This is a genomic window from Sporolactobacillus sp. STSJ-5 (assembly GCF_024385605.1).
Lineage (GTDB): Bacteria > Bacillota > Bacilli > Bacillales > Sporolactobacillaceae > Sporolactobacillus.
In genome coordinates this window covers 99,662-123,505 of record NZ_JANFOJ010000008.1, presented here as the reverse complement: position 1 = coordinate 123,505, position 23,844 = coordinate 99,662, and the positions used below count along the sequence as shown (strand labels likewise).

Below are 23,844 nucleotides of genomic sequence, written 5' to 3'. Positions count from 1 at the left end.
TTACGATTGGAGTGAATGTAATGATTCAAGACTACCTGCCGTTCCTGATTCCGATTATTGCTCTCGAACTCATTCTTGCCCTCACTGCACTGATTCATATTTTCCGGCACCGATCATTCAGATTCGCAAATCGATTCATTTGGATCGCTATTGTCCTTTTTGTTCAAATCATCGGTCCAATCATCTATTTTGCAATCGGCAGAGGCGAAGATTCATGAACATCTTAGAAATGCGCCACATCAGTAAAAATTTTGGCAAGCATCTCGTCCTGAACGATCTCAACTTCACTGTTCCTGAGCACTCTATTTTCGGTCTGATCGGAAAAAACGGTGCGGGAAAAACGACGGCAATGAAGATGATCATGGGCTTCCTTAAACCAACCAGCGGAAAGATTCTTGTTTGCGGAGAGAACGTTGCCTACGGAAATACGGCAACCAACCGTTTTATCGGATACCTGCCTGATGTACCTGAGTTTTATGGATATATGACTGCTAAAGAATACTTAGTTATGTGTGGCCGGATCACCGGTCTTAAAAAGCTTCAGATCCATGAGCGTGTACAGGAGCTGCTGCCGTTGGTCGGTCTTGACGGAATCAAGCGGGAAATCCACAGCTTTTCAAGGGGCATGAAGCAGCGGCTTGGGATTGCACAAGCATTATTGAACACACCGAAATTGTTAATTTGCGACGAAGCAACATCGGCGCTCGATCCACAAGGAAGGAAAGAAATTCTTGACCTTTTGTCTGTTGCCGCCGATCAGACAACAGTCATCTTTTCAACACATATCCTATCTGACGTGGAACGTATTTGCGACTCGATCGGGCTGTTGCATGAAGGTACGCTCGCTCTGCATGGGAAGCTGTCCGAGGTTAAAAATACGTACCGGAAAGAAGCCGTACGCATTGAAACCATCGATGAAGTACAGGCCAGGCGTCTGTTTGAACACCTGCGCACGCTCTCCTTTATTCAATCTGTTGAAACCAGTCAATGTGCGGTAACGGTGCAGTTGCATGATCCACAAAAGAACGGGCTCAAAATTATTGACCTGCTCTCTGATGAGCAAATACCGATTACGAATTATCAACTTCTTGAACCGACGCTCGAAAATGTCTTCTTGGATGTGATCAAATGAATGGATTCACTGCATTTTTCAAAAAAGAACTGCTTGAAGCGATTCGAAATTACAGAGTCCTTATTTTGTTTTCAGTGACCGCTATTTTCGGTATGATGAGTCCTCTGACTGCCAAAATGATGCCCGACATTCTTGCAAATGTTGGCGTTGAGGGAATGGTTCTCAAGATTCCGGAACCCACATTCATCGATGCTTTTACTCAGTTTTTCAAAAATTTCTCGCAGATGGGCACAGTCGTATTGCTTCTTGTCTTTGGTGGTTTGCTGTCTCAAGATCTTGCCAAAGGGACATTAATCATCCCGCTGTCAAAAGGACTGTCCCGCCATGCGGTCATCCTTGCCAAATATGCTTCCGCTTTGACTTTGTGGACATTAAGCTACGCACTTGCCACTCTGATCAATTACGGCTACACGCTGTATTTTTTTCAAACCATTTCTGTCAGCCATTTGTTTTTCTCGCTTTTCTGCCTCTGGTTATTCGGTGCCTTTCTTCTCGCATTTCTCCTACTGGCAAGTGTCGTCACGCGAGGAGCATTCGGTGGACTTCTTGTAACCGCTGCCGGGCTGGGGATTCTACTCATCTGCCAAGCTATTTTCAGAATGGATCCGTTTAATCCTTTGAAGCTCGTTTCAGAAAACGTTGCCTTATTGACAGGCAAAGCAGCGTTTGATCAGTTACTCAATACCGCTTGGAGCACCTGCGCCCTGATCCTGAGTACGCTAATTCTCGCCATGATGTTGTTTAAGAAAAAAAGCATATAATTTCCGATTTATGCATTACCTTTTTTAAAGGTATTCAAAAAGAATGAGATACAACTCACCTTGGGTACTCACATAAATCTAAAATAACCATAGCCTATAACGAGAAAAAAATAGGTGGTGACTATTCGTGTTTTACGATGATCAGCAGTACCGACAGATCGGCCAAGGCAGCACCTCTTCTACATTTACTTCTGCCGTTCTCGATGCCGTGAAAGGTGAGGCAACGGCTGTCGATTTCTATGGACGTTTGGCTGAAGCAGCACCAAACGAGCAAATGAAGGCAGATATCCTTAGGATTCGTCAAGATGAACACGATCATTTTCAATTATTCAGTTGGCTTTACGTTCAGTTGACTGGCAATCAGCCGGTCTATCAAATCACGCCGGTCCAGTTTCAATCCTTTTCGGAAGGCTTGCGCATTGCTTATCGTGATGAGCTGGAAGATTACGAGACATATCGGAATCTCTATTTAACACAGTCAGACCCGACGGTTCGAAACATTTTATTACGTGCATTTTCAGATGAGATCAAACATGCAATCCGTTTTGGGTTCATGACAACCAATTTAGCTTAACCATTGCAAGTCCGTAAACCCCTGCCTTCTTCCCACGAACATGGAAAACGGCAGGGGTTCTTTACAGAACGTTTATCCATACCTCAACTCATCAATTAAGCTATAATATAAGCTATTAAGAAGAACTTTTATCCATAGAGCTGCTCGGCCATTTTGCAGAAGGAGATTTCCTATGCTTCACATTCAAAATATCACGTTCCCGGAAACCGGACGGGTCATCGTCATTTCCGACATTCACGGCGATTTGAGTCTTTTTCAGGAACTGCTTGAAAAAGTTCATTATAGTACGGAAGATACGCTGATCATCAATGGCGATTTGTGCGAACGAGGTCCTAACAGCTTGGGCGTAATCCGCTTTGCCAGAAGACTGACCGAGGAAAATACCAATGCCTATATAACCGAAGGAAACTGCGACCGGCTGATTCATCATGCCTTCGATCATGATCCGACATTCTTTGGTCATCTGGAACGAAATCCGCATTCGATCATGAATGAATGGCTGCAGGAACACGGACGGACCTATGCCGATTTTAATTCGGTCACAGAGTTGGCGAATTTTTACCATTGCAACTGTGGTGAGGAAATAGACTGGCTGTTTTCCTTGCCGACCGCTCTGGAAGCCGATCATTATTTGTTTATTCACGCGGGGATCGACGACATTAAGGATTGGCGAGAGACGAGCCACCGATCAGCCACTGCGCTCCCTCATTTCTATACACGCAAGCATCAATGCGCGAAGACTGTGGTCGTCGGACACTGGCCGGTCGTCAATTATCGCGCCGAATCCGTCACTTGCCACAATCCGATCATTGATCCCGATAAGCGGATGATTTGCATCGACGGCGGTAATCAGGTGCGTTTCGACGGACAGCTGAATGCCCTGATCATTGAACGCCATCCGCAAGGTGATCGGATCACCTACACCTATGCGGATCATTTTCATCAGACTGCAACCGTTCGAAAAGCTTATACTGCTCCGACGGATTTCATTGGCACGCTGAACTATCCGAACTATGAGATAAGACTGCTTAAACAGGGAAAATATTTCAGTCTCTGTGAAAATGTGAATCTGGGACTCAAGCAATGGCTCAAAAATGAGTTCTTGGTGAAAAAGGGAGCAGCGCTTTTCGCGGACGACGATGTCAGTGCGAGCGGATTGACGGTTGCGGAACATGATCGGGTTGCCGTCATCAACGATACATGTGCGGGCTATACGCTCGTCAAAAAAGACGGATCGGTCGGCTGGGTGCCGAAGGAATGCTTCTAAAAACTGATGTTTTCGCCTACTTTCTGATCACTTTTTTTGTGCAATCTGCAGTTAAGGTTTCGTGATCAGTACCTGCTTAATCGGCGTGTTCACAGCATCTGCCGTTCAGCGCTTGAAGTCGTTAATCGGGTTCATGAGAAGCCTATGCTGCTTGCTGCTGCCGAAATGCATTTTTCAGCACGTTAAGCTTACCTAAAAAAGCAAATAAAGAGGCTGTCCCAAAAGATGGCTTAAATGAAAAGAGGATGTCTCAAAAGTCGATTTTTTGACTATGAGACATCCTCTTTAATTTTTATCAACCTTTTATTTATGCATTGAGCTGACAGGTTCGTGCATTGACACTTGATTTTCATGCATTGAAGTTCAGTTTTCATGCATGAACTCGGCTCGAGCTCTTATTTATGCATTGAGTTGGTGGATTTGTGCATTGACTCTTGATTTTCATGCATTGGACCCTACTTTTCGTGCATTGAAGTTCAGGTTTCATGCATGAACTCGGCCCGGGCTCTTATTTATGCATTGAGCTGGCGGGTTCATGCATTGGCGCTGAATTTTCATGCATTGAACCCTACTTTTCGTGCATTGAAGTTCAGTTTTCGTGCATGAACTCGGCTCGAGCCCTTATTTATGCATTGAGCTGGCGGGTTCATGCATTGGCGCTGAATTTTCATGCATTGAACCCTACTTTTCATGCATTGAAGTTCAGTTTTCGTGCATGAACTCGGCTCGAACTCTTATTTATGCATTGAGCTGGCGGATTTGTGCATTGGCGCTTGATTTTCGTGCATTGGACCCTACTTTTCATGCATTGAAGTTCAGTTTTCATGCATGAACTCGGCTCGAGCCCTTATTTATGCATTGGCGCTTGATTTTCGTGCATTGAACCCTACTTTTCATGCATTGAAGTTCAGTTTTCGTGCATGAACTCGGCTCGAGCTCTTATTTATGCATTGGGCTGGCGGATTCGTGCATTGACACTTGATTTTCATGCATTGATCCCTACTTTTCGTGCATTGAAGTTCAGTTTTCGTGCATGAACTCGGCTCGGGCGACCCTCTCTTTTCATCAGTTACCCAACAATGGCAATTTGCGTTCCAATGCCAATGTCTGGGATCGGTTTGCTTTCAAGGTATAGTGTGCCCGCCAGATCCGCCTTCGTGCTGCCGTCAAATCTCATTGTGATATGACCGAGATCCGCAAGATTTTTCTGAACGAGGCGGCCGACTGCCGTAATTTTGAATTTGCTGTCATCTATAGATAAATATTGACCTGTTTGAATTTTGTCATGTACCGACTCTACATCGATGCCGAAGCAATAGTCCTTTAATCCTTCAGGTGCCTCGTTGCCAAACAAAATAAGCATTCTTTCTTGAAGAAACTCTTTTGCCAGTTTGCCGATACTTTTAATCTCTGTTTTATAGATCTCTGTGCGATCCTCTGATTTTCTTTTCATACCGAACATTTTTCACCCTCCTTTAATACTTAAACACAATGCACGAATACCTTTTTTTTAGACATAAAGTCCGAAACTGCACAACCAAGCAAGAACAACGCGCGGCACACCGGTTAGGAAGCGTGAATAGAGTACTGCCGGAACGCCAACCTCTACTGTTTCCGGTTTCGCTTCAGCAAGACCTAATCCGACCGGAACAAAGTCACAAGCATTTTGTGTATTAATCGCAAAAAGTGCCGGCAATGCTAATTGCGGTGGAATATTTCCTTTGCCAATTTCCACACCGATTAATGTTCCGATAACTTGCCCGATGACTCCGCCGGGGCCAAGCAACGGTGAAAGGAATGGGAGCGAGCAAATGAATCCAATCAGCATCAAGCCCCATATGTTGCCTGCAAGCGGAGACATCACTTTGCCAAACCAATTTCCGATCCCGGAACCCTGAATGATTCCAATGATCATCGCTACAAACGCCATAAAAGGGAGGATTGTGTTAATCATGGTCTGAACGGCGTCACGACCTGCCTGGTAGAGCGTGCTGACTACTCTTCCTGCACCAAGTCCGATTTTCGTAAACAAATCTTGGTGTTCGCTCGCTGCTAAAGTCTCGGAAATTTTCTTATCTGAACTGTATTTATAGGTTTTCTGCGTATCTGATGGTGACGCTTCACTTGCTTCTGAAGAATCGACTGCACCTTCCCATGCAGAAATTTGATCAACACCAACATTGGACACATAGATATGCTCATTAATATATTGAGCTAACGGACCGCTTTTACCGGTTGGCATGACATTTATCGTCGGGATTCCTTTTTTCGGATAAATCCCGCATCGAAGCGTTCCGCCGCAATCAACAATGACGACGGCAGCCTCTTCGTCAGGTACACTGGTTTTAAACCCATTAACAGGAACCCCACCGGTAATTTCAGCAAGCTTATCAACAATCGCGGGTTTATTGCCGCCCCCGACAATATAGACAATTTTATCTTTTCCTTCGGTCGGTGTAATCGTTAGCGGTCCGCCATATCCGCCGCTACCTTTGACAACTCGAGCTGATTTGAACATGCTGTTCACCCTCTCAACTATTTTTTAGATCTGCTGTTTTACTTAATGTCACATTTTGCTGTTTCGATACCCAGCCTGTCATGAAATCGGTAATCCATCCGCAGAAGAAATTGGCGACGAGTCCGACAAGCAAGTATCGGATTGCAAGAGGAGTAGTGTCCAATCCCAGTTGCTGAACTCCTTGGGCGATACCAAGCCAGATAAAGAGTTCGGCCGCATTAATATGCGGAAATACACCGTTGCTTGTATGGCAGAAATAAGCTGCGGATGCAAAGTAACTTGGCTTGTAGTATTCAGGCATAAACCGTCCGAGCGAATGCACCATTGGATTGGCCAGCATAAATGCGCCGAGAAAAGGCAGAACCATGTACCGAAGGAGCGGATTGCTTGCGGATTTGGCCGCCAGCTTGTTAATTCGATCAGCACCAATTAAACCGATTAAAGCGTTCATCGCAACCAATAGCATGAGTACAAGCGGTACGATGCTCGTCATCCACGAAATAAACGTCTTGCCGCCCATTTGAAAAAGATAGATAAATCCCTTTGCAGCACCTACTAACAGATCCATTTTACTCACCCCTGATTATTTGATTTTCGTACTTTCTGAAATAAGCTCTTAATCATTAATGATGCGCCTGCCACTGGAGTTCTCGGAGACTCTTTGATTACCCCGCCATTTGCGACAACCGTGTAATTATGCACACTATCAGCAATAGCTTTCTGGAGCAATTTGTTGCACCGCTTTATTTTCATATCAGGCAATCGCTGAATATTCTCATGAAGAAACTCATTCATTTCATGAAAGCGGGCTAGTATAGTAACTCCCTGCATCTTCCGCGCATCTACTATGTTGCCGTCAGGATCAACGGTGAAAAAGACAATCGTTCCGGACTTGAAATGTCCCTTTTTTCGTCCAATTGCTACCTTCCCTTTTCGGCGCATCTCCACAAATACATTAGAAAAATGCTTGATTTGAAAGTAACCGAGGAAAATTTGCAATAGGAAGGCCCCACCGATAAAAATCATCAAAGTAAAGTAAAACATAGGGCTTCACTCCCTCAATATGGTTGATGTTGCTGCTGTAGACTTTTTTTAATCAGTCTTCTGATCTCTGAGCATGTTGTCTCTTCAGAAGCTTTATCGAGCAAGTTTTGATTTTTCGCAAGCGCTATCATTTCTTCGTACAACTGAACGAGTAAGGTTTCATTGTGCCGGCTTTCCGGTATACCTAAAAGAAAAATCATACGAATCTCATTTTCTCCGATTTTTTGTTTGGTCGGATAGATGCCTACGGAAAGCACGATCTCCGCACTTCCCAGATTAATCGTATGAGGGAAGGCAATGCCTTGGTCAAAAATGGATGCTCTCATTTTCTCTCTTTTCAAGAGCCGCGCCTTGAATCCAGAATCAACGAGTTGCTTTTTCATTAGGTGGTTAATCATAAATACCAGATTCTCGCTATAGGATTTCTGATCGGACAGAACATAGAATTGATCGTCATTCAGTAAACGATTGATGATCGATGTTGTGGTTTGATTACCCTTGATCTGCAATTTGTCCAGCGCACAGCGTTTCTTAATTTCTTGCGCAAGTTCCCGCTCATCAAAGATATCGTTTACTTCAATAACCGGTGTCTGCACCGTACTTGGCAAAGGGACTGTGGAAAAGATCATATCAAAGTGTTCGAGCAAGTCCTTGGTGACTGCTATAGACGAAAAGAGTTCTTTTTCCACATGGTCAGGCAAGATTTTGTTCAACTGCATCGCTATGATGCGTGCTGATCCTCTTCCCGTATCGCAGACAATCGCAACACGCTTAAGCCTGCGTAGATGCTCCTGATTCTCTGTGATTACAATGCCGAAATAATAGGCAAGATAACTGAGTTCCTCATCCGTCACTTGAATCTGATAACGTTCATCAATTACTTCATGGGCAATGGCGGCAATCTCACAAGCAAGCGGATATTTCTCATGAACCTCATTCATCAGAGAGTTCCGGATGCTCACACCGAAAACTAATCGATTCAGCATGAACATAAGATGATAGCCTAGCTCTTTGGTGATCTTATTAAAGCTGACTTCCATATTCAGTTGTTCTTTTACGCGCTGCTCAATATCTTTGATAAGCTGCAAAATTGATTCAGGCAATGGAGCCGCCGTGGCCGTCGGAAGATGTACCGGCGAACGCCTGCCCAATACCGGAATCGTTAGAAAAGCCCGTTCCGCGGCGGAAAGACTGCCGGAGCGTTTCTCCAGCTGATCTGCCAGCGTATTTACTCTTTCATATTCTTTTGTTTTCACAATGTAGGATTGATCAAAATCATCACTGTTCTGTATCAACGGATTCTGAGCCGAGCGCCGGAGGACAATACTGACATACCGGGCAAATTCACGTTCCGTTGTTTCCGCAAGCGAAAACGTGACGGCGAATTGGCGAACCAAATCATGCATTTTATTGTCCAATGGCTGATCGAGTACATGATCATTGTTTTGCAAAATATAGAGCCGCTTATGCCACTCTGATCCCTGCAATTGGATGCCTTGATTAGGTTTTCCCTTAATTACTAATTCATAGGAATCAAGAGTCACACGCAATCGTGTCAAATCATTGACCAATGTTGAACGGCTGACGCTTAATTGTTCAGATAGATCATCCATCGTTATCGGAACACTAGCTGCCAGCAGCTGTGCGATTAAACGTTTCGCTCTATTTTCAGGCGAGTCCGATGTTTTTTGATCTTTAGTTAATGCTTCTGCAATGCTCCGGTAAGCCTGATCGCGGTAGACATGTATCGCATACTGTCCTTTATTTAATTGGATTTCGGCTGTCTTGCCGAATTCGTGATTGAGCGCTGTTACATCATTTCGTATTGTTCGTTCCGTCACAAACAGTTCTTTAGTCAAATCTTCTATCGACACAAATTCTTTTTTTCGGAGTTCACCCACAATAATTGAGAGACGATCAGTTTGCGTATATCTGCTCATTTTATTCCCCTCTTATTGCCGAACTCGGAGAGGCGGGCGATGATCAGCCTCTCGATTTTCCGCCTGTAATATTAATCGTCGTTCCAGTAATATAATCGGCGCGGTCAGACAGCAGATAAGTGACCAAATTACCGATATCGTCCAGTCGACCCGGTCTGCCTAGAGGAATGGCTTTCGCATAATCCGTTCCCAACTGATCAACCGTAATGTTTCTTGTATAGGCAAGCGCTTCATTGTAAGCGTCTGTTGTTAGTCCTGTTTTTTCATTAATTCCGGGTGCCACTGCTACGACACGGATATGATGGCTGCCAAGCTCTTTTGCCCATGAACGCGTAAATCCATTAACTGCCGCTTTTGTTGCAGAATAACAGCTTTGACCATTTGATCCTTCCATGCCGGCTTCAGAAGACGTATTCACCACGACACCGGAGCCTTTCTTTAGAAATTCTCGAACAACGGCCTGAGTCATGAAGAATACACCTTTTTGATTCACGCCGATCATGAGGTCAAATGCTTTTTCATCCAGCTCATATTCCGGCTTTTCACCTTTAAAATCGACCAGCAATCTTGGAAGATTGATCCCCGCATTATTGACAAGTCCGTCAACAGTTCCAAATTTAGCGACTACATGATCAACCAAGTGCTCAACACTTGCCTTTTTTGTAACATCGAGCTGAACATAGTAAATTCCTTCTTCATCCTGCGAACCAGTCTCCGCATTCAGATCACCTACAACAACCTGGGCGCCTGTATCCTTAAGTGTACGCGCAATATGTTTGCCAATTCCGGATGCGCCGCCTGTCACAATGATTACCTTGTTTTTTAATCCAAGCCATGAAGAATTAACCATTTTCAATCTCTCCTCTATTTTAAAACTTTTTTGAATCTTCATATCAGTCATTTTTAACAAATTGACTAACATGATCTTGATTCATGCTTATCTCTTTACGGTTTAATTATAATAGCGCTTACATAAATAATTAATACGGACTTTTTCTCATGTCTTGGAAATGAATTGTATGAATACGTGTCACGAAAATTCTGCCGAATCTCAAGCTGCAAATGAATGAAGACCGTTCGTTATTAAGAAGCAATCACACTGATTAGCAAATTTGAAATCGCTTTTATTATGATTTTTTCCTAACCTTCTCGGAATGGCCGATTTACAAGGGAAAGCAGTCAATTATCATCAACAGCACCTGTGGCAACGATCTATTCGTCTAAAGAAGGCGGACCTGCTAATTGCCCGGAGACTGTCACGAACGCTGAACGTTCAAGTGCCGAAGAAGCTTTCTTAACTTCTCCGGCACTATCTTTCAATTATCCTCCTTGCACAACATTCCCAATCAGAATACCCGCATAAACCGCACATAGGCCAAACACGTAGGAGCAACCTGCATAACAAAAGAGCGACCAATAATGTTTCCGTCTGCTCAACTCAACATTTTCCACATTAAAGGTAGAAAATGTTGTATAGGCACCCATAAATCCCGTACCGAGAAGCAGCGAAAGCGTCGGACTTACACCAACTCCGTTGAGCAAACCCAACGCAAACGCACCGCTCAAGTTAACAATGAATGTTGCCAATGGAAACACACGCGTCCATCTACGCTTTATTTCATTGGAAAGCATCACTCGAGCAAGAACGCCAAATGAAGCGCCTAGCGCAACCATTAAATAATTAATCAGCATGTTGGAGCACGCCCTTTCTTCCACGAATCAGAAGCCACTTACTAAATCGGTAACCGAGCCCGCATGCCATAAATCCGCCCAATCCGCTCATCAAAAGATATAGGAAGGCAGCGAATAGTTGTCCGGTTTGAATTAAGTGCATCGACTCAAGTGAAAACGTTGAAAAGGTGGTGAAGGAACCGACGAATCCAGTTCCAATCGCTGTTACCAATCGGCTTGACAGTTTCGGGATGCGTGACAAAAACTGAGTGATGAATGCAAGTAAAAAACAGCCAAGGACATTGATCAAGAGCGTTGCCAATGGAAACGCCGTGTCGTGAATCACAAGACTAATTGAATAGCGAGAAATCGCCCCAAGTATGCCGAAGATCACAAGAAATACATAATACACCTAAAAATCCTCCCCATTTTAATCATTTCTATTTATTTTCAATTAAGTGAACCGGCGTTGTAAAAATGGTTCCTTCTTCAACAATTGTTTTTAACTCGGCAAGCAATTGATTCAAGTAGTCACCCTTAACAACGCATTCAATCACAACCGGTATTTTGCCGCTCAACGAAAACATTTTCTGAGTATGAATCACTCGATTCCTGCCATAGCCGGCAATTCCTTTGGTCATGGATGTCCATATCGCGTTCTTTTCTTGAAAGAAAAGCAACACTTTTTCGTATTCTTCCTTTTTGAACCATGTATTATCTTCTTTCGTATACACCTTCACTGTATAATAGCGATGTTCATTCATCTTATCACCCTCCAATCCGTTTGTGACGCAAATTTGCCCATGCTTCAGCCGTTCTTTTAATTGCGGCAATATCGATGTAATCAACGTTTCATCCGCTACTGTCTCAATAATAAGTGCCAAATCATTATATAATTGGTCCTCCAGAACACTGACGTGCCGTAGACCCCTTTCATCAAGGCTCATCTCACTTTGTCGAATGGTCAGCCCGGGGAACCCCTTTTCCCATAGGAAACGAAGCAGCCATTGTTTCACTCCCATCTCTTCACTAACAACTATTCTCAGCAACTGTTCCATCTTTTATCGCCTCTATTTTTAACTTGTTTAAATGGTAACAATTAAAAAACGCCTGCCTCAATGACTCCCCATCTTACGGGGAATGAGACAGACGTTATCAGCTGCAAATGTACAGCGGTTAATGGCGAACATCATCACCGATTAAATTATTGCCTTAATTGTAGCACAAATTATGAACTGAATCATGTACCCATTGTGTTCATTTCGTGCAACATCCGCTTAACCTTGCTGCGCTCATTGCGATCTGTCAACAGAATCAGCGTATCCCCTGAATGAATCAACGTATCTCCATGAGGAATCACTTCGCGCTCACCACGACGAATACCAATGAGCAAGACGTCATTTGGCCAATGGATATCACGAATGAGCTTTTTTTCCAATTGGCTGCCGGCAAACACCGGAAACTCCAATCGGTCATTTTTACCGCTCAGCTGATTTAACTTTTTCCCCAGATTCAACCGCTCTAGAAGTGATTCATAGATTGGCGCGCCGCCAAGTACATCGACAATAACATAGGCAACAAATGAGGTTACTGCAAGCGGCATCAAGTGTTCAAGATTTCCCACCATTTCAGTTATTAAAATAATTGCCGTAAAGGGTGCTTTGCCAATCCCCGCAAAATAACCGGCCATGGCAAAAATGACACAGTTCATAATATAAATCTTCGGCATCAATCCGAGCTGCGCCATTAATGTACCATAGACAACCCCAATCAGCGCACCAAGAGTCAAAATAGGCAAGAAAATACCACCGGGAAGGCCCGATCCGTAGGAAACCATCGAAAAGATAAAACGAAGTGCAAACAATGAGAAAAGAATCCAAACAACCGATGGAAGGTTACGAACATCTAAAATCAACTGATTTCCCCCGCCAAGGGTTTGCGGCAAAAAAATTCCAATTGGTATCACAAGCAGCATGGGAATGATTCCGTGAAAATGACGGGGCAGTTTTGGTGCAACTGCCGCATAGGCACGAGGCATAAAAAGCAATACCTTTTGATAAACAAAACCAAGCACGCCCAGCACAACGCCCAGTAAAATAAGGTGCCCATACAAATAAAGTGGGAAACTTGCCTGATAGTGGAGTTGAAGCACCGGAACAAGTCCAAAAAAGTTTGACGAGATAAAATCCGCGCCAATGGCCCCCGCCAAAGACGTCATCCACACAAGGGGAGAAAAATTGTGATAGACCTCTTCCAATACAAACAACGTTCCGGCCATCGGCGCATTAAAAGCTGCGGATAAACCAGCCGCAGAACCGCACGCAATAAAAACCCGCCGCGACGATTCAATTGAGTTTATTCGTTCCGCCACGCCCTGACCAATCGCGGCACCTAATTGAATAGAAGGACCTTCCCGACCCAGAAATAACCCTGAACCAATGCCAAGTATCCCGGTAATCCATTTTCTCCATAAAATCTGCCACCAATTCATTTTTATATCACCGGCAAGCTGCCCTTCTACCTGAGGAATCCCTGAACCCATAATATTGGGTTCAGAACGAACGAACATGCCAATAATTAACGCGAGGATACCATTAATGAGAATAAAGACAGCAATTAACCAAAGATGTGTCGGCACCATCCGATAGAGATATTGCCAAAAATGTAAGGATAATTCAATGAACAAGCGGAATAAACTGACCGCTCCGCCTGCCAGCAAACCGACAAGCAGTCCTTCCATAATGAATAACAGTCGAGTCGCATCAGAATTTCCTCGAATTTTTCTTTCGTTCAATGGTTTCATTTCATCACTTCCCTTCAATTACTTGTAGCATTAGTTCAATTTCATTACTTCATTATAATTCTTCACCTGCCTTGTGACAGAAAAAATTTATCAGCATTTAATCCACAAAAAGATCAGGTGATGGTACCTTGCTTAAAAGAAAGTTTAGCGCTCATCGCCGCTATCTATCACACGGCAGATAAGCAATCGTCGGTTTCACATTCTGCCGGCACTGTTTTTTAACTCTGATCAGCGCCGTCGAGTCCTTCCCTTCTTTTTGCGTGTTGCCAGATGTTCTTCGTGTTGAAACAGCATGTGAAGCCCCTAAGTATTTGTTAAAGAGATAATCCCTTTTTCAATTGTTTCATCTTTATGACCTTGAGCGTCCGCGGCCAGTACGTCCTCCTATTTGGACTTTTCAGTTCACAACGTGCCTGTGAAACAGATATTTTGTTGGGCATAGATTACCTCTCTCAAATAAAATTGATTGCGATTATATTAACGTAAACCACACCACAAAATACAATAGATCGAGTAATCAAAACCACCCTTAAATAAACTGCCCCCCTTAAGTTGAACTTTCATTTGTCCAACTTAAGGGGGGCAGTTCAGGTTTTATGGCTATTTTTTAGTCTATTTAACTGCAAGAGCCGGTTTATATTTCATAGTCTAATAACTATGAATCAAAGAATTAATCTCACATTTATAAGAACATAACTGATTGTGCTATTAGCTCATGAAATGATCAAGTATCAAGATAATAAGGACGTTTCTCTTTTCTCACTCTCCAGAACAGGATCAGCCCGACACCGATAATGATTAGTACCATTGCCAGCCATTGAGAGACACGCAGTGGCCCTAGCATCAGACTGTCTGTCCTTAGACCTTCAATGTACGAGCGACCGAGCGAGTACCAAATGATATAGGACATAAAAAGCTCACCACGGTGCAAATTCACCCGCCTTAGTATAAGGAGGAGGATAAATCCTGCAATATCCCAGACCGACTCATATAGAAACGTCGGAATATAATAGGTGCCGTTAATCAGCATCTGATTGACAATAAAATCCGGAAGATGCATATTCTCAAGCGCAGCTCGGGTCGTCGGACCACCGTGAGCCTGCTGATCCATAAAATTGCCCCAACGTCCAAGTGCCTGTCCGAGAATCACACTCGGTGCAATAACATCGGCAATCTTCCAGAACGACAGATGACGCATACGACAAAATACAATCGTCGTGGCTGCCCCTCCAATCAAAGCGCCATAAATAGCAATGCCACCGTTCCATATAGCAACGATTTGTGACGGATGTTGCGAATAGAAAGACCATTCAAAAGCAACATAATAAATACGTGCACAAATGACGGCAATCGGTACGGCAAACATAATAAGGTCGACATATGTATCCTTGGGAATACCCCTTCTGTCGCCTTCACGCAAAGCAATCATCAAACCAAGCAGCGCACCGCAGGCAATAATAATACCATACCAATAAATTTGAATCGGACCAAGATGAATAGCGACCGGGTTTAACGGTTGAACAGTCAAAGATTTATTCCTCCACTTCAACGATTTTTTGTTGACTTTAGATTTTTCGCCTACTTATCGAATAAATTGTATCATATTAATCTTCTAGTCTATTAAGACTGCGCCATTCTACCAATATAAAACTAATGATCAGAATAGAAAAAACGATTAGAGTAACCACTGTATCAAGATCATCTCTTTCTATGAAAAAGGCGATAATCGCTCAATGGAACACACCTATGAATTAAAAACTGGTTTTTATTAAGCCTATGTACGGTTTTAAAAAAATTTGACGTATTTCTCGTATTATCAAAGACTGTTGTATTATATTAAACAGAAAGACGAAGTGGAGGGAGACGGGAACTATGGATCATGTCATTTTCCATATCGATGAAAAAGAAAAGTCGCCTCTGCTGCTTGGAAATGTTAAAAACCTTCTGGCGGATATGACCGCTGAGGTCGAAGTGCTGGCTAATGGTGTGGCTGTCATTGGCTATAAGTCTGAAGAATTTATCAATCAGATGAACAGTTTGAAGGATCAGGGCGTTCAGTTTGTTGCCTGCCGGAATGCCTTGAATGCGCATCACATACTTAAGGAAGAACTATTTGCATTTGTATCTGTTATTCCCGCAGGAGTTGTTGAATTAGTGGAAAAACAAAGCAGTGGTTACGCATACATTAAGCCGTGAAAGGAGGATACCTATGATTTACTACAGGTGTCCTCCCATTCTTTTAATAGACCAGATCCACTTAATCGGCAGATATGATTGATTTTTATCAGAATCTTGTCACTTTACTTTTTCCGGGAAAACGTTATGGTACAGTTTGTAGCCTCCATCCAGATTCTTTACCGAATAGCCTTTCTGAGCAAGAATACGCGCCGCTAGATAGCCGCGAAGGCCTACCTGACACGTCACAATCAGGTCGCAATTTTTCGGTATCTCACTTAACCGTTCACGAATATCGTCTAAAGGAATGTTCATAGCCCCCTGGATGGTTCCGTTCCCATATTCCTGCTCTGTCCGAACATCAATAAGTATCGTTCCTTGTTTCACAAGCTGATCTACTTCGTTCCATTGAATATTCTGCACATTGCCGTCCAACAAATTTTCTGCAGCATAGCCGATCAAATTAATCGGTGCTTTTGCCGAACTAAATGGCGGAGCGTAAGCTAGTTCCAATTCGGTCAGATCATTGACAGTCATCTGTCCATGAATTGCTGTGGCAAGTACATCAATAGTCTTATCGATTCCCTTCTCGCCAACCGCCTGTGCACCCAGCATCTTTCCAGATTCAGGATCAAAGAGCAGCTTTAGCGTCATCTGCAAACTGCCCGGATAATAGGTTGCATGATCCGGCGGGCTCGTGTGCAGCGCTTCGTAGGGGATATTGAATCGCTGCAATAGTTTCTCACTCAATCCGGTTACAGCTGCAGACAAATCAAAGACTTTCACTATGGATGTACCCAGAGTTCCCTTGTAACTACGTTTCATCCCACTTAAAATATCAGCAACCATGCGCCCCTGCCGATTAGCCGGAGAAGCAAGCGGTATAACTGCTGCCCGACCGCCGACAGTTTGAGCAACCTCTATTGCATCTCCAATGGCATAGATGTTTGGATCACTAGTCTGTAATTGATCATTCACCGATATGCTTCGACGAATGCCAAGCGCCAAGCCCACGTGATCAGCTAAGGATGACTCTGGAACAACACCGACCGATAATAGCGTCAGATCCGTCTGCTTGCGCGTGCCGTCATCGAGAACAAGAACCGCACCTTTTTTCTCAAAGCCCATTACTGTTTTTCCTTTGAGCACCTCAATGTCGTGCTTTTTCAGTTCAGCTTCGATCATAATCGCCATTTCCGGATCAAGCGGAGGAAGGACTTGATGCTCTCGTTCAACAATCGTCACTTTAATTCCGCGTTCTGCCAAATTCTCGGCCATTTCAATGCCGATAAAGCCGGCACCAACGATCACCGCACGACCCGCTTGATGCTGCTGCAGATACTGAACAATACGTTCAGCGTCCGGAACGTCGCGCAGCGTGAACAAATTGTCCGCTTGGTCGATTCCTTCAATTGGCGGACGCATCGGGTGCGCGCCTGTTGAGAGAATCAGCACATCATAGGTCTCTTCATAAGTCTTTCCATGATGACCAATGACCACCTTCTTTTGTTCTCGATCAATACGCGTCACTTCGCTTTCCGTCCGCACGTCCAGACGAAAACGTTGATACAGCTTTTCTGCCGTTTGCACAAGCAGTTTCGACCGTTCTTTAATCACTCCCCCAATATAATAGGGAAGCCCACAATTGGCAAAAGAAACATAAGGTCCGCGTTCCAAAACAATAATCTCCGCATCTTCATTCAATCGGCGCAGACGTGTGGCTGCCGACATACCGCCGGCAACTCCTCCAATAATGACGTATTTCATTGAGTTTCCCTCCTTAAAATTCGATCGGTCCGTGCCAGCTCATCATCCCGCCTGTCATATTTTTGACCTTAAATCCACTTGCGGACAAAATGGCAGAAGCCACACCGCTTCTGCTTCCGGAATGACAAACAATGATATGTTCTTGATTTTTATTGATTTCATTGAGTCGATTCTGGATTCTATTAACCGAAATATTCTTGGCACCAGGAATGTGCCCCTCAACAAATTCGAATGGTTCGCGAACGTCAATAATACTTACAGGCGCATGACTGCGTATCCGTTGCTCTACTTCTTCGGGTGTCCACTCTTCATACATGCAGGTTTCCTCCTTGAAACAATTTTTTATTTTTTATCAAAAACCGCGCATTTGAATACCTATGTGGGTATATCTTTCCCAATAAAAAATTAAAACCAGCGATTCATTCCGCCACGCACATTAGTCACTTTTTCATAGCCTGCTTTTTTCAAAAGCTTACAGGCCATCGAACTTCTCATACCGCTTTGACAAATGACAACCACTTCTTTTTCTTTCGGAATCTTATTGAGATGATTGTGCAGGGTTTGCAATGGAATATTGACAAAACCCGGAATTGACTGACCACTGAATTCTGCTTTTGTGCGTACGTCAAGAAAATAGTTACCCTTTTTACTCGGCAGATAGACTTCCTTTAGCTCTGAAGTACTTATCTTCTTAATTTTGGGTTTACAAAAGAACATGCATCTCATGACTGATTTCCTCCTTATGCCGTTGGATTCACTTCATCATGATCCCTTAACGGCTTTTCACCAGCATTTGAACCGCTTCGTTTATGATTGATTCTGCTGACTCTTCACCGTTTTCAATCTGTTCCCGCAAGCAAGCTTCAAGATTCTTGCCAATGACTAGACCCAGTGCACGATCCATTGCTGACCGTGCAGCCGTCATCTGGGTGACCACACTGCGGCAGTCTTCACCCTGTTCCATCATGTGAATAATTCCACGGATTTGCCCATCAATCCGTTTCAATCGATTGGTCATTTGTGCTGTATACTCCATGAGCTGCCTCCTTTTATACCGATACAGGTATATTATTCAACTTATTTTTTAAAGCCAAGCAAATCGGAGCAATCCCGCAGGAATCTCGCACCTACGCGTTTAATCTATGACCTACCCTTATCAATAAGGGGGCTTATTCAATGATTTGATTTGATTAAATAAATAGGTTCACATTTGATTTTGCTGCTTCGCCTAAATAGCTGGCAACACCGCCAAATTCAACACCATCGATGATTTCTTCACGTGCAACGCCCATGAGATCCATACTCATCGTGCAGGCAACCATTTTTACCCCAAGCTGTTTCGCACGCTCGATCATCACATCAAGACTGTCAACATTCTTGCCAGCCATGACCTTTTTAATCATTTTCGGTCCCATGCCGGCCATATTCATTCGCGACAGTGGCAGATGATTCGCATTTTTCGGCAGCATCATACTGAACAGTTTATCGGTTCCCGACTTGCTGATCTTCGTATTGGCATGCCGCTTAATAATATTTAGCCCCCAGAAAGTGAAGAAGAGTGTAACCGGTTTGCCCATTGCAGCCGCTCCGGTCGCAATAATAAATGTTGCGATCGCTTTATCCAAATCGCCATCAAAAACCACCATCGTCGTGGCGCCGCCAGCACTGGATGCATCTTGTATCATGGTTGGTGCTGGTTCGCTATTGCTTTTCGGCCCCTTCCTCAACGTCGCAACAACTTTACTTCCGACAATGTCGTTGGTCAGCAATTGATTGCCTGTTGCATTTGCCCAGGAGACAATGTCCTTATGAAAACCAAAATCCGACGCTTGAACTTGTAGCAAATCGCCATTATTCATTTTATCGATGGATTGTTTTACTTTGAGAATCGGACCCGGACACTGCAGCCCGCACGCATCGACTTCAATTTTTGTACACTGTGGTGCTTGCTCAGCTGCCGCTGAAGCTGCTTCTGTTTTCACGGCATGTGACACACGAGACTGCGATGCACCTGTTTGATATTTAGCCTGTTCATAAGTCTTCAATCCACCGTCAAGATTGTACACATCAAAACCATTCAGATCTAAAATACGGGCCGCATTATAGCCGCGAAGCCCAACAGAGCAGTAAACATAAATCGGCTGATCCTTAGGAAGTTCATTAAGCCGTCTTCTTAATTCGCCCCGAGGAATATGATGACTACCCGGCAGTTTTCCTGCAGCAAGTTCAAAATCTTCGCGCACGTCTAAGAAATACGCCTTTTTATCTAGAAGCGCATCGACCTCATGCCACTCAACGGTTTTCACTAAACCTTTTCGTATATCCGCGCCGATATAACCTGCATAATTGACAGGATCTTTCGCTGATGCATAAGGCGGCGCATAGGCCACTTCGATCATTTGAAGATCTTCAATCGATCCATTCATGCGCATTACCGCAGAAATCATATCAATTCGTTTGTCCGCACCCTCCGTACCGATCGCCTGCGCTCCGAGAATTCTTCCTTGTTCATTATAAATAACTTTTAATTCTATTGGCGCTGCACCCGGATAGTAGCCGGCGTGTGAATTCGGGTGTAAATGAATCACCTGATAAGCGATGCCGTCCTTCTTCAAAAGGCGCTCATTTTTTCCAGTCGTCGCTACTGTGAGTACAAAAACCTTGGCCACAGCTGTTCCTTGTACAGGAGGATTCTTAGCATCCAATCCATTCAGATAGTCAGCGAGAAATCTTCCTTGACGATTGGCTGGGCCAGCGAGCGGAATTAACGTTGGATTTCCTGTAATGAAATCTTTAACCTCAATCACATCGCCAATTGCAAATATATCTGGAACACTTGTTTCAAAATGCTCGTTAACGACAATCGCGCCTTTAATGCCCGTCTTCACACCGGCCTTTTGTCCCAACCTGCTGTCAGGCAAAACACCGATGGACATCACCGTCAGGTCTGTGTCTATTTCTTTGTCACTGCTTAGCACAACCTTATGGCCATTATCAGAAAAGCGAGCAACCCCATCGTTTACGATGAGCTTGACACCATTAAGTTCGATCTGTTCATGGACAAATTGCGCCATTTCAAAATCAAGCGGTGCCATAACTTGCGGACTGGCCTCAATAATTGTGACCTCAAGTCCAAGATCAACGAGATTTTCAGCCATTTCCAATCCGATGAAGCCGCCGCCAATCACAGTAGTCTTGCTCACTTTATGAGTATCGATATAATTTTTAATACGTTCAACATCGGGTATATTTCGTACAGAAAAAACATTATCCGCTTGATCAAGTCCTGGAATCTTAGGCACAATCGGCCGGGCACCTGTTGAAAGAATTAAACGATCGTAATGATCCGTTGACTCCTCTCCATTCAACACGTCCTTCACAGAAATGGTGTGTTTATCCGGATCTACATCAATCACTTCTGTGTTGTTGTGCACCTCAATATTGAATTCATTGACCATGTTCTCAACCGATTCGACAAGCAGCGCATCTTTTTCACGGATCGTACCGCCGACATAATATGGAAGCCCGCAATTAGCAAAAGAAATGTAAGCGCCTTTTTCATACATGACAATTTCATTTTCTTCATTTAATCGCCTGAGCCGTGTCGCTACACTTGCACCGCCGGCAACGCCGCCGACAATAATGATTCGCTGTTTCACAATGAGACCTCCTGGGTGCATGTATTCATGGCGATGAATCCGCCAATGTTCAGCACCATTATACCCCATAGGGTATAATGGTGCAAGGTTTTCTCAACAATCAAAAATTGAGAAGAGGGTTTCCTTTTCTCTTTTTGGTCAATGATTGATTTCTTCAACCTATTGCCGGTCAAGCAAGATTATGCATGAACAAAACTCATGATTCGATTAGGATCAAATCCAAGTACCCATTGACCATTAACACTTGTTTGTGGTACACCCATTTGTCCGGTTGTTTCCACAAGACGTTGGCCCGCAATCTGATCTTGTTGCACATTGATTTCTTTAAATGGTAGTCCCTGTTGTTTCAGAAAATTTTTCACCATATGGCAATAAGGACAAGTATTGGTTGTATACACAGTAATTTCATTCATCGTTCATAACTCCTTTAAAATTTTTTTAAGCTCTTAAAAGATCAGAAATTTAACTGTTCATCACTGGCAAGCTGATGCTAGCCTCATAGCCTCAAGACCAAATATAAAATTTCTATTACATCTATAGTATATACCCATACGGGTATACAGAAAACTATTTTGCTCATAAGATTTTTCTTAATTGTATAATGAATTATTTACTGATGAGTACGAACCACCTATCTTCTCGATTAGATTCAGGAAACATGCCTAAATGAGTTTAGGCTATGAATCGTTTAAAGGAGAGTTAGCCAAGTCGATTTTTTATAATTTTCTAGACAACGAAAAAACCGGTCATCGACTCGAAAAATTCGAGATCTATGACCGGCTCTTTTTTTCACATTCAATTTATTTGAAAACAGAAAGCAGACCCTTGCTCTTGTTCTCCATTTCCAGTACTGTCTCATGCATTCGATGGATTATCTGAGGCGCATCCATTGGATCGGCCATCATTTCAATGATACAAAGTTGTTTGGCACACTTTTTTTCAGCTTCAGCAACGGCCTGACGAAGTTCATTTGTCGTGTGCGTTTGAACGGTAAATGCTTCATGTTTAAATACCTCAGGCAATTTGTCATAATCCCAATCAGGAAAATTGTTATAAACGGTGCTTTTTACTGTGTTAATATATTTTTCGATTGTGTAGCCTTTATTATTTAGTACAAAGATGATTGGCTTGCAGCCGTTTTCCAGCATTGAGCTTAGTTCCTGAACGTTCATCTGCATCGAGCCTTCACCCGTAAAGAGCAGAACACGTCGATTCGGGGCAGCGACACATGCGCCGAAAGCGGCTGGCAGCGCATAGCCGATCGCGCCCCAACCTCCCTGAGTGATATAGGTGACGCCTTTTTTCAGTCGAGTCTCTGCCAAGCCCCATGCAAATGTTCCGGATTCAGTGACAATAATGTCCCGCTCGCGGAACATCGTCTGGAATTGCGAATAATAGTCGTCCGCAGATAGTGCGCCATCATCCGTCTTTTGTTGATCAAAAGGAAACACCGACTGCTGCGGCAATGTCCATGAATGGTCCCCAGCCGGAAACGCGTCGATCATGTCATCAATGATGATGTTCGGATAAATTGTTTTTCCGATTTGAACATAATTAGGCATCACATTAATGATCGCGAGCGGATCAATAGTGTCGGTAAACAGTCCGGTATTGTAATCGTTCCATACCGCTCCGAACGCGAGCACGCAATCAGAGGATTCAACAAGCTTCCGAGTCGCTTCATTACTGCTGAGTTTGCCGCAGTAAAAGCCGGCATAATTTGGCAGACTCTCGTCACAAGCCCCTTTCCCCATCATCATTGTGACAAACGGAACATTCATTTTCTGAGCAAGTTCTTCTACCTGCTCCCCAAGTCCATAATGCATCGCGTAAACATCGGGAAGGATAATGGGCCGTTCGGCGGTTTGCAAGCGAGCAGTAATCATTCGGACCGCTTCTTTTAATGAAGCTTTATCCGTTTTCTTTCGCTTCGGATTTCCCGCTCTTGATGTCATAGGTGCGGTCACAACGTCCGTAGGTATCGTCAAATAAACGGGTTTCTTTGTTTCTCGCGCCTTAGCAATGGCATTGGGGATCTCAACACCGGCATTTTCCGGAGTGATGGCGGCCGCATAGGCTGTAATCTGATCATACACTTTTTTAAACGTGTCAAAATTTCCGTCAAGCAAGGTATGGTGCATCAGCTTGTGCTGCGTCTGCATCATCGCTTTCGGACCTCCGACAATATGAATGATCGGAACCGATTCACTATACGCACCAGCAATCGCGTTGCATGCGCTCATTTCACCAACGCCGAATGTCGTGATCAGCGCGCCGATTCCTTTCACTCGCGCATAGCCGTCGGCAGCGTAGCCTGCATTCAATTCATTCCGGCAATGGACAAAATTAAGTTCTCCATCCTTTTCGAGTTGATCGAGCAGCGAGAAATTATAATCACCTGGTACCCCGAAAACGTCTGTAATGTTTTCGTTTTTCAAGCATTCAAACAAAAATTCACCGACCTGCATAGCTCTGCCCCCTAGATAAAAAAGTTGTCATGCAGCTTATTTTTACCAAGCGGTTGAGAGATATG

General features: G+C 43.8%; 24 protein-coding genes and 1 riboswitch. Of the genes, 6 read left to right on the top strand and 18 right to left on the bottom strand.

The genetic code is table 11. The annotated features are described in order from the left end of the window. The first annotated feature begins 20 nt into the window (after positions 1–20). The 5 genes from NOM01_RS09670 (at position 21) to NOM01_RS09650 (ending at position 3,734) form a co-directional block, all read left to right on the top strand. Positions 21–218, top strand: coding sequence for a PLDc N-terminal domain-containing protein (locus NOM01_RS09670; protein ID WP_255748307.1), 198 nt, complete (start codon positions 21–23; stop codon positions 216–218). After that, entirely contained in the window at positions 215–1,132 is a 918-nt protein-coding gene (locus tag NOM01_RS09665; RefSeq protein ID WP_255748306.1) for an ABC transporter ATP-binding protein, read from the top strand. Before NOM01_RS09670 ends, NOM01_RS09665 begins: the two co-directional genes overlap by 4 nt. Then, positions 1,129–1,893, top strand: coding sequence for an ABC transporter permease subunit (locus NOM01_RS09660; protein ID WP_255748305.1), 765 nt, complete (start codon positions 1,129–1,131; stop codon positions 1,891–1,893). Before NOM01_RS09665 ends, NOM01_RS09660 begins: the two co-directional genes overlap by 4 nt. 127 nt (positions 1,894–2,020) lie before the next feature. Continuing rightward, positions 2,021–2,467, top strand: a complete 447-nt coding sequence (locus tag NOM01_RS09655) for a ferritin-like domain-containing protein (RefSeq protein ID WP_255748304.1) — start codon at positions 2,021–2,023, stop codon at positions 2,465–2,467. Between the two features lie 172 nt (positions 2,468–2,639). Further along, positions 2,640–3,734, top strand: a complete 1,095-nt coding sequence (locus tag NOM01_RS09650; RefSeq protein ID WP_255748303.1) for a metallophosphoesterase — start codon at positions 2,640–2,642, stop codon at positions 3,732–3,734. Between the two features lie 1,069 nt (positions 3,735–4,803). Here NOM01_RS09650 and NOM01_RS09645 read toward each other — a convergent pair. From NOM01_RS09645 to lgt, 11 genes are all read right to left on the bottom strand, one after another. Further along, entirely contained in the window at positions 4,804–5,196 is a 393-nt protein-coding gene (locus NOM01_RS09645; RefSeq protein WP_255748302.1) for a PTS glucitol/sorbitol transporter subunit IIA, read from the bottom strand. Between the two features lie 48 nt (positions 5,197–5,244). Further along, positions 5,245–6,252 (bottom strand): PTS glucitol/sorbitol transporter subunit IIB, encoded by a 1,008-nt coding sequence (gene srlE, locus NOM01_RS09640; protein WP_255748301.1) that lies wholly within the window; start codon positions 6,250–6,252, stop codon positions 5,245–5,247. A 13-nt stretch (positions 6,253–6,265) separates the two neighbouring features. After that, positions 6,266–6,820: a PTS glucitol/sorbitol transporter subunit IIC gene (gene srlA / locus NOM01_RS09635; RefSeq protein ID WP_255748300.1), complete on the bottom strand. Its 555-nt coding sequence runs from the start codon at positions 6,818–6,820 to the stop codon at positions 6,266–6,268. 5 nt (positions 6,821–6,825) lie between these two features. Beyond that, entirely contained in the window at positions 6,826–7,296 is a 471-nt protein-coding gene (locus tag NOM01_RS09630) for a transcriptional regulator GutM (protein ID WP_255748299.1), read from the bottom strand. Between the two features lie 14 nt (positions 7,297–7,310). After that, on the bottom strand, positions 7,311–9,236 hold the full coding sequence (locus NOM01_RS09625; RefSeq protein WP_255748298.1) for a BglG family transcription antiterminator: 1,926 nt from the start codon (positions 9,234–9,236) through the stop codon (positions 7,311–7,313). Between the two features lie 43 nt (positions 9,237–9,279). Further along, complete coding sequence (locus NOM01_RS09620; protein ID WP_255748297.1) at positions 9,280–10,086, bottom strand: SDR family oxidoreductase; 807 nt, start codon at positions 10,084–10,086, stop codon at positions 9,280–9,282. Between the two features lie 470 nt (positions 10,087–10,556). Further along, positions 10,557–10,928 (bottom strand): fluoride efflux transporter FluC, encoded by a 372-nt coding sequence (locus NOM01_RS09615; protein WP_255748296.1) that lies wholly within the window; start codon positions 10,926–10,928, stop codon positions 10,557–10,559. Then, complete coding sequence (crcB, locus tag NOM01_RS09610; RefSeq protein WP_255748295.1) at positions 10,918–11,319, bottom strand: fluoride efflux transporter CrcB; 402 nt, start codon at positions 11,317–11,319, stop codon at positions 10,918–10,920. Before crcB ends, NOM01_RS09615 begins: the two co-directional genes overlap by 11 nt. Before the next feature lie 28 nt (positions 11,320–11,347). Then, positions 11,348–11,965 (bottom strand): DUF190 domain-containing protein, encoded by a 618-nt coding sequence (locus NOM01_RS09605; RefSeq protein ID WP_255748293.1) that lies wholly within the window; start codon positions 11,963–11,965, stop codon positions 11,348–11,350. 81 nt (positions 11,966–12,046) lie between these two features. Continuing rightward, positions 12,047–12,113: riboswitch (Fluoride riboswitch) on the bottom strand. 34 nt (positions 12,114–12,147) lie between these two features. Beyond that, positions 12,148–13,710 (bottom strand): ClC family H(+)/Cl(-) exchange transporter, encoded by a 1,563-nt coding sequence (locus NOM01_RS09600; RefSeq protein WP_255748292.1) that lies wholly within the window; start codon positions 13,708–13,710, stop codon positions 12,148–12,150. A 724-nt stretch (positions 13,711–14,434) separates the two neighbouring features. Continuing rightward, positions 14,435–15,238 carry a prolipoprotein diacylglyceryl transferase gene (gene lgt, locus NOM01_RS09595; protein ID WP_255748291.1) on the bottom strand — a complete coding sequence of 268 codons (804 nt, stop codon included), beginning with the start codon at positions 15,236–15,238 and terminating at the stop codon, positions 14,435–14,437. A 344-nt stretch (positions 15,239–15,582) separates the two neighbouring features. On the opposite strand from lgt, the gene NOM01_RS09590 reads away from it, so the two are divergent. Next, positions 15,583–15,906, top strand: a complete 324-nt coding sequence (locus NOM01_RS09590) for a DsrE family protein (protein ID WP_255748290.1) — start codon at positions 15,583–15,585, stop codon at positions 15,904–15,906. Between the two features lie 99 nt (positions 15,907–16,005). Here the strand turns inward: NOM01_RS09590 and NOM01_RS09585 are convergent, their stop codons facing one another. The 7 genes from NOM01_RS09585 to NOM01_RS09555 all read right to left on the bottom strand — a co-directional run bounded on the left by NOM01_RS09585 (position 16,006) and on the right by NOM01_RS09555 (position 23,779). After that, on the bottom strand, positions 16,006–17,652 hold the full coding sequence (locus tag NOM01_RS09585) for an FAD-dependent oxidoreductase (RefSeq protein WP_255748289.1): 1,647 nt from the start codon (positions 17,650–17,652) through the stop codon (positions 16,006–16,008). 13 nt (positions 17,653–17,665) lie between these two features. Further along, positions 17,666–17,968 carry a rhodanese-like domain-containing protein gene (locus NOM01_RS09580; RefSeq protein WP_255748287.1) on the bottom strand — a complete coding sequence of 101 codons (303 nt, stop codon included), beginning with the start codon at positions 17,966–17,968 and terminating at the stop codon, positions 17,666–17,668. An 89-nt stretch (positions 17,969–18,057) separates the two neighbouring features. Continuing rightward, positions 18,058–18,378 carry a rhodanese-like domain-containing protein gene (locus tag NOM01_RS09575; RefSeq protein ID WP_255748286.1) on the bottom strand — a complete coding sequence of 107 codons (321 nt, stop codon included), beginning with the start codon at positions 18,376–18,378 and terminating at the stop codon, positions 18,058–18,060. Positions 18,379–18,424: 46 nt separating this feature from the next. Next, entirely contained in the window at positions 18,425–18,688 is a 264-nt protein-coding gene (locus NOM01_RS09570) for a metal-sensitive transcriptional regulator (RefSeq protein WP_255748285.1), read from the bottom strand. Positions 18,689–18,842: 154 nt separating this feature from the next. Further along, positions 18,843–21,311 carry an FAD-dependent oxidoreductase gene (locus tag NOM01_RS09565; protein ID WP_255748284.1) on the bottom strand — a complete coding sequence of 823 codons (2,469 nt, stop codon included), beginning with the start codon at positions 21,309–21,311 and terminating at the stop codon, positions 18,843–18,845. A gap of 179 nt (positions 21,312–21,490) precedes the next feature. Continuing rightward, the gene (locus NOM01_RS09560) at positions 21,491–21,724 is read right to left on the bottom strand and encodes a glutaredoxin family protein (RefSeq protein ID WP_255748283.1); all 234 of its coding nucleotides are present in this window, start codon (positions 21,722–21,724) and stop codon (positions 21,491–21,493) included. Between the two features lie 387 nt (positions 21,725–22,111). Beyond that, positions 22,112–23,779, bottom strand: a complete 1,668-nt coding sequence (locus tag NOM01_RS09555) for an alpha-keto acid decarboxylase family protein (protein WP_255748282.1) — start codon at positions 23,777–23,779, stop codon at positions 22,112–22,114. Positions 23,780–23,844: the final 65 nt, after the last annotated feature.

What these genes read in the sequence shown, in the direction of transcription:
- NOM01_RS09670 (WP_255748307.1), top strand. Translation starts at nt 21, where the DNA reads ATGATTCAAGACTACCTGCCGTTCCTGATTCCGATTATTGCTCTCGAA.
- NOM01_RS09665 (WP_255748306.1), top strand. Translation starts at nt 215, where the DNA reads ATGAACATCTTAGAAATGCGCCACATCAGTAAAAATTTTGGCAAGCAT.
- NOM01_RS09660 (WP_255748305.1), top strand. Translation starts at nt 1,129, where the DNA reads ATGAATGGATTCACTGCATTTTTCAAAAAAGAACTGCTTGAAGCGATT.
- NOM01_RS09650 (WP_255748303.1), top strand. Translation starts at nt 2,640, where the DNA reads ATGCTTCACATTCAAAATATCACGTTCCCGGAAACCGGACGGGTCATC.
- NOM01_RS09645 (WP_255748302.1), bottom strand. Translation starts at nt 5,196, where the DNA reads ATGTTCGGTATGAAAAGAAAATCAGAGGATCGCACAGAGATCTATAAA.
- srlE (WP_255748301.1), bottom strand. Translation starts at nt 6,252, where the DNA reads ATGTTCAAATCAGCTCGAGTTGTCAAAGGTAGCGGCGGATATGGCGGA.
- srlA (WP_255748300.1), bottom strand. Translation starts at nt 6,820, where the DNA reads ATGGATCTGTTAGTAGGTGCTGCAAAGGGATTTATCTATCTTTTTCAA.
- NOM01_RS09630 (WP_255748299.1), bottom strand. Translation starts at nt 7,296, where the DNA reads ATGTTTTACTTTACTTTGATGATTTTTATCGGTGGGGCCTTCCTATTG.
- NOM01_RS09625 (WP_255748298.1), bottom strand. Translation starts at nt 9,236, where the DNA reads ATGAGCAGATATACGCAAACTGATCGTCTCTCAATTATTGTGGGTGAA.
- NOM01_RS09620 (WP_255748297.1), bottom strand. Translation starts at nt 10,086, where the DNA reads ATGGTTAATTCTTCATGGCTTGGATTAAAAAACAAGGTAATCATTGTG.
- NOM01_RS09615 (WP_255748296.1), bottom strand. Translation starts at nt 10,928, where the DNA reads ATGCTGATTAATTATTTAATGGTTGCGCTAGGCGCTTCATTTGGCGTT.
- NOM01_RS09605 (WP_255748293.1), bottom strand. Translation starts at nt 11,965, where the DNA reads ATGGAACAGTTGCTGAGAATAGTTGTTAGTGAAGAGATGGGAGTGAAA.
- NOM01_RS09600 (WP_255748292.1), bottom strand. Translation starts at nt 13,710, where the DNA reads ATGAAACCATTGAACGAAAGAAAAATTCGAGGAAATTCTGATGCGACT.
- NOM01_RS09590 (WP_255748290.1), top strand. Translation starts at nt 15,583, where the DNA reads ATGGATCATGTCATTTTCCATATCGATGAAAAAGAAAAGTCGCCTCTG.
- NOM01_RS09585 (WP_255748289.1), bottom strand. Translation starts at nt 17,652, where the DNA reads ATGAAATACGTCATTATTGGAGGAGTTGCCGGCGGTATGTCGGCAGCC.
- NOM01_RS09580 (WP_255748287.1), bottom strand. Translation starts at nt 17,968, where the DNA reads ATGTATGAAGAGTGGACACCCGAAGAAGTAGAGCAACGGATACGCAGT.
- NOM01_RS09575 (WP_255748286.1), bottom strand. Translation starts at nt 18,378, where the DNA reads ATGAGATGCATGTTCTTTTGTAAACCCAAAATTAAGAAGATAAGTACT.
- NOM01_RS09570 (WP_255748285.1), bottom strand. Translation starts at nt 18,688, where the DNA reads ATGGAGTATACAGCACAAATGACCAATCGATTGAAACGGATTGATGGG.
- NOM01_RS09560 (WP_255748283.1), bottom strand. Translation starts at nt 21,724, where the DNA reads ATGAATGAAATTACTGTGTATACAACCAATACTTGTCCTTATTGCCAT.
- NOM01_RS09555 (WP_255748282.1), bottom strand. Translation starts at nt 23,779, where the DNA reads ATGCAGGTCGGTGAATTTTTGTTTGAATGCTTGAAAAACGAAAACATT.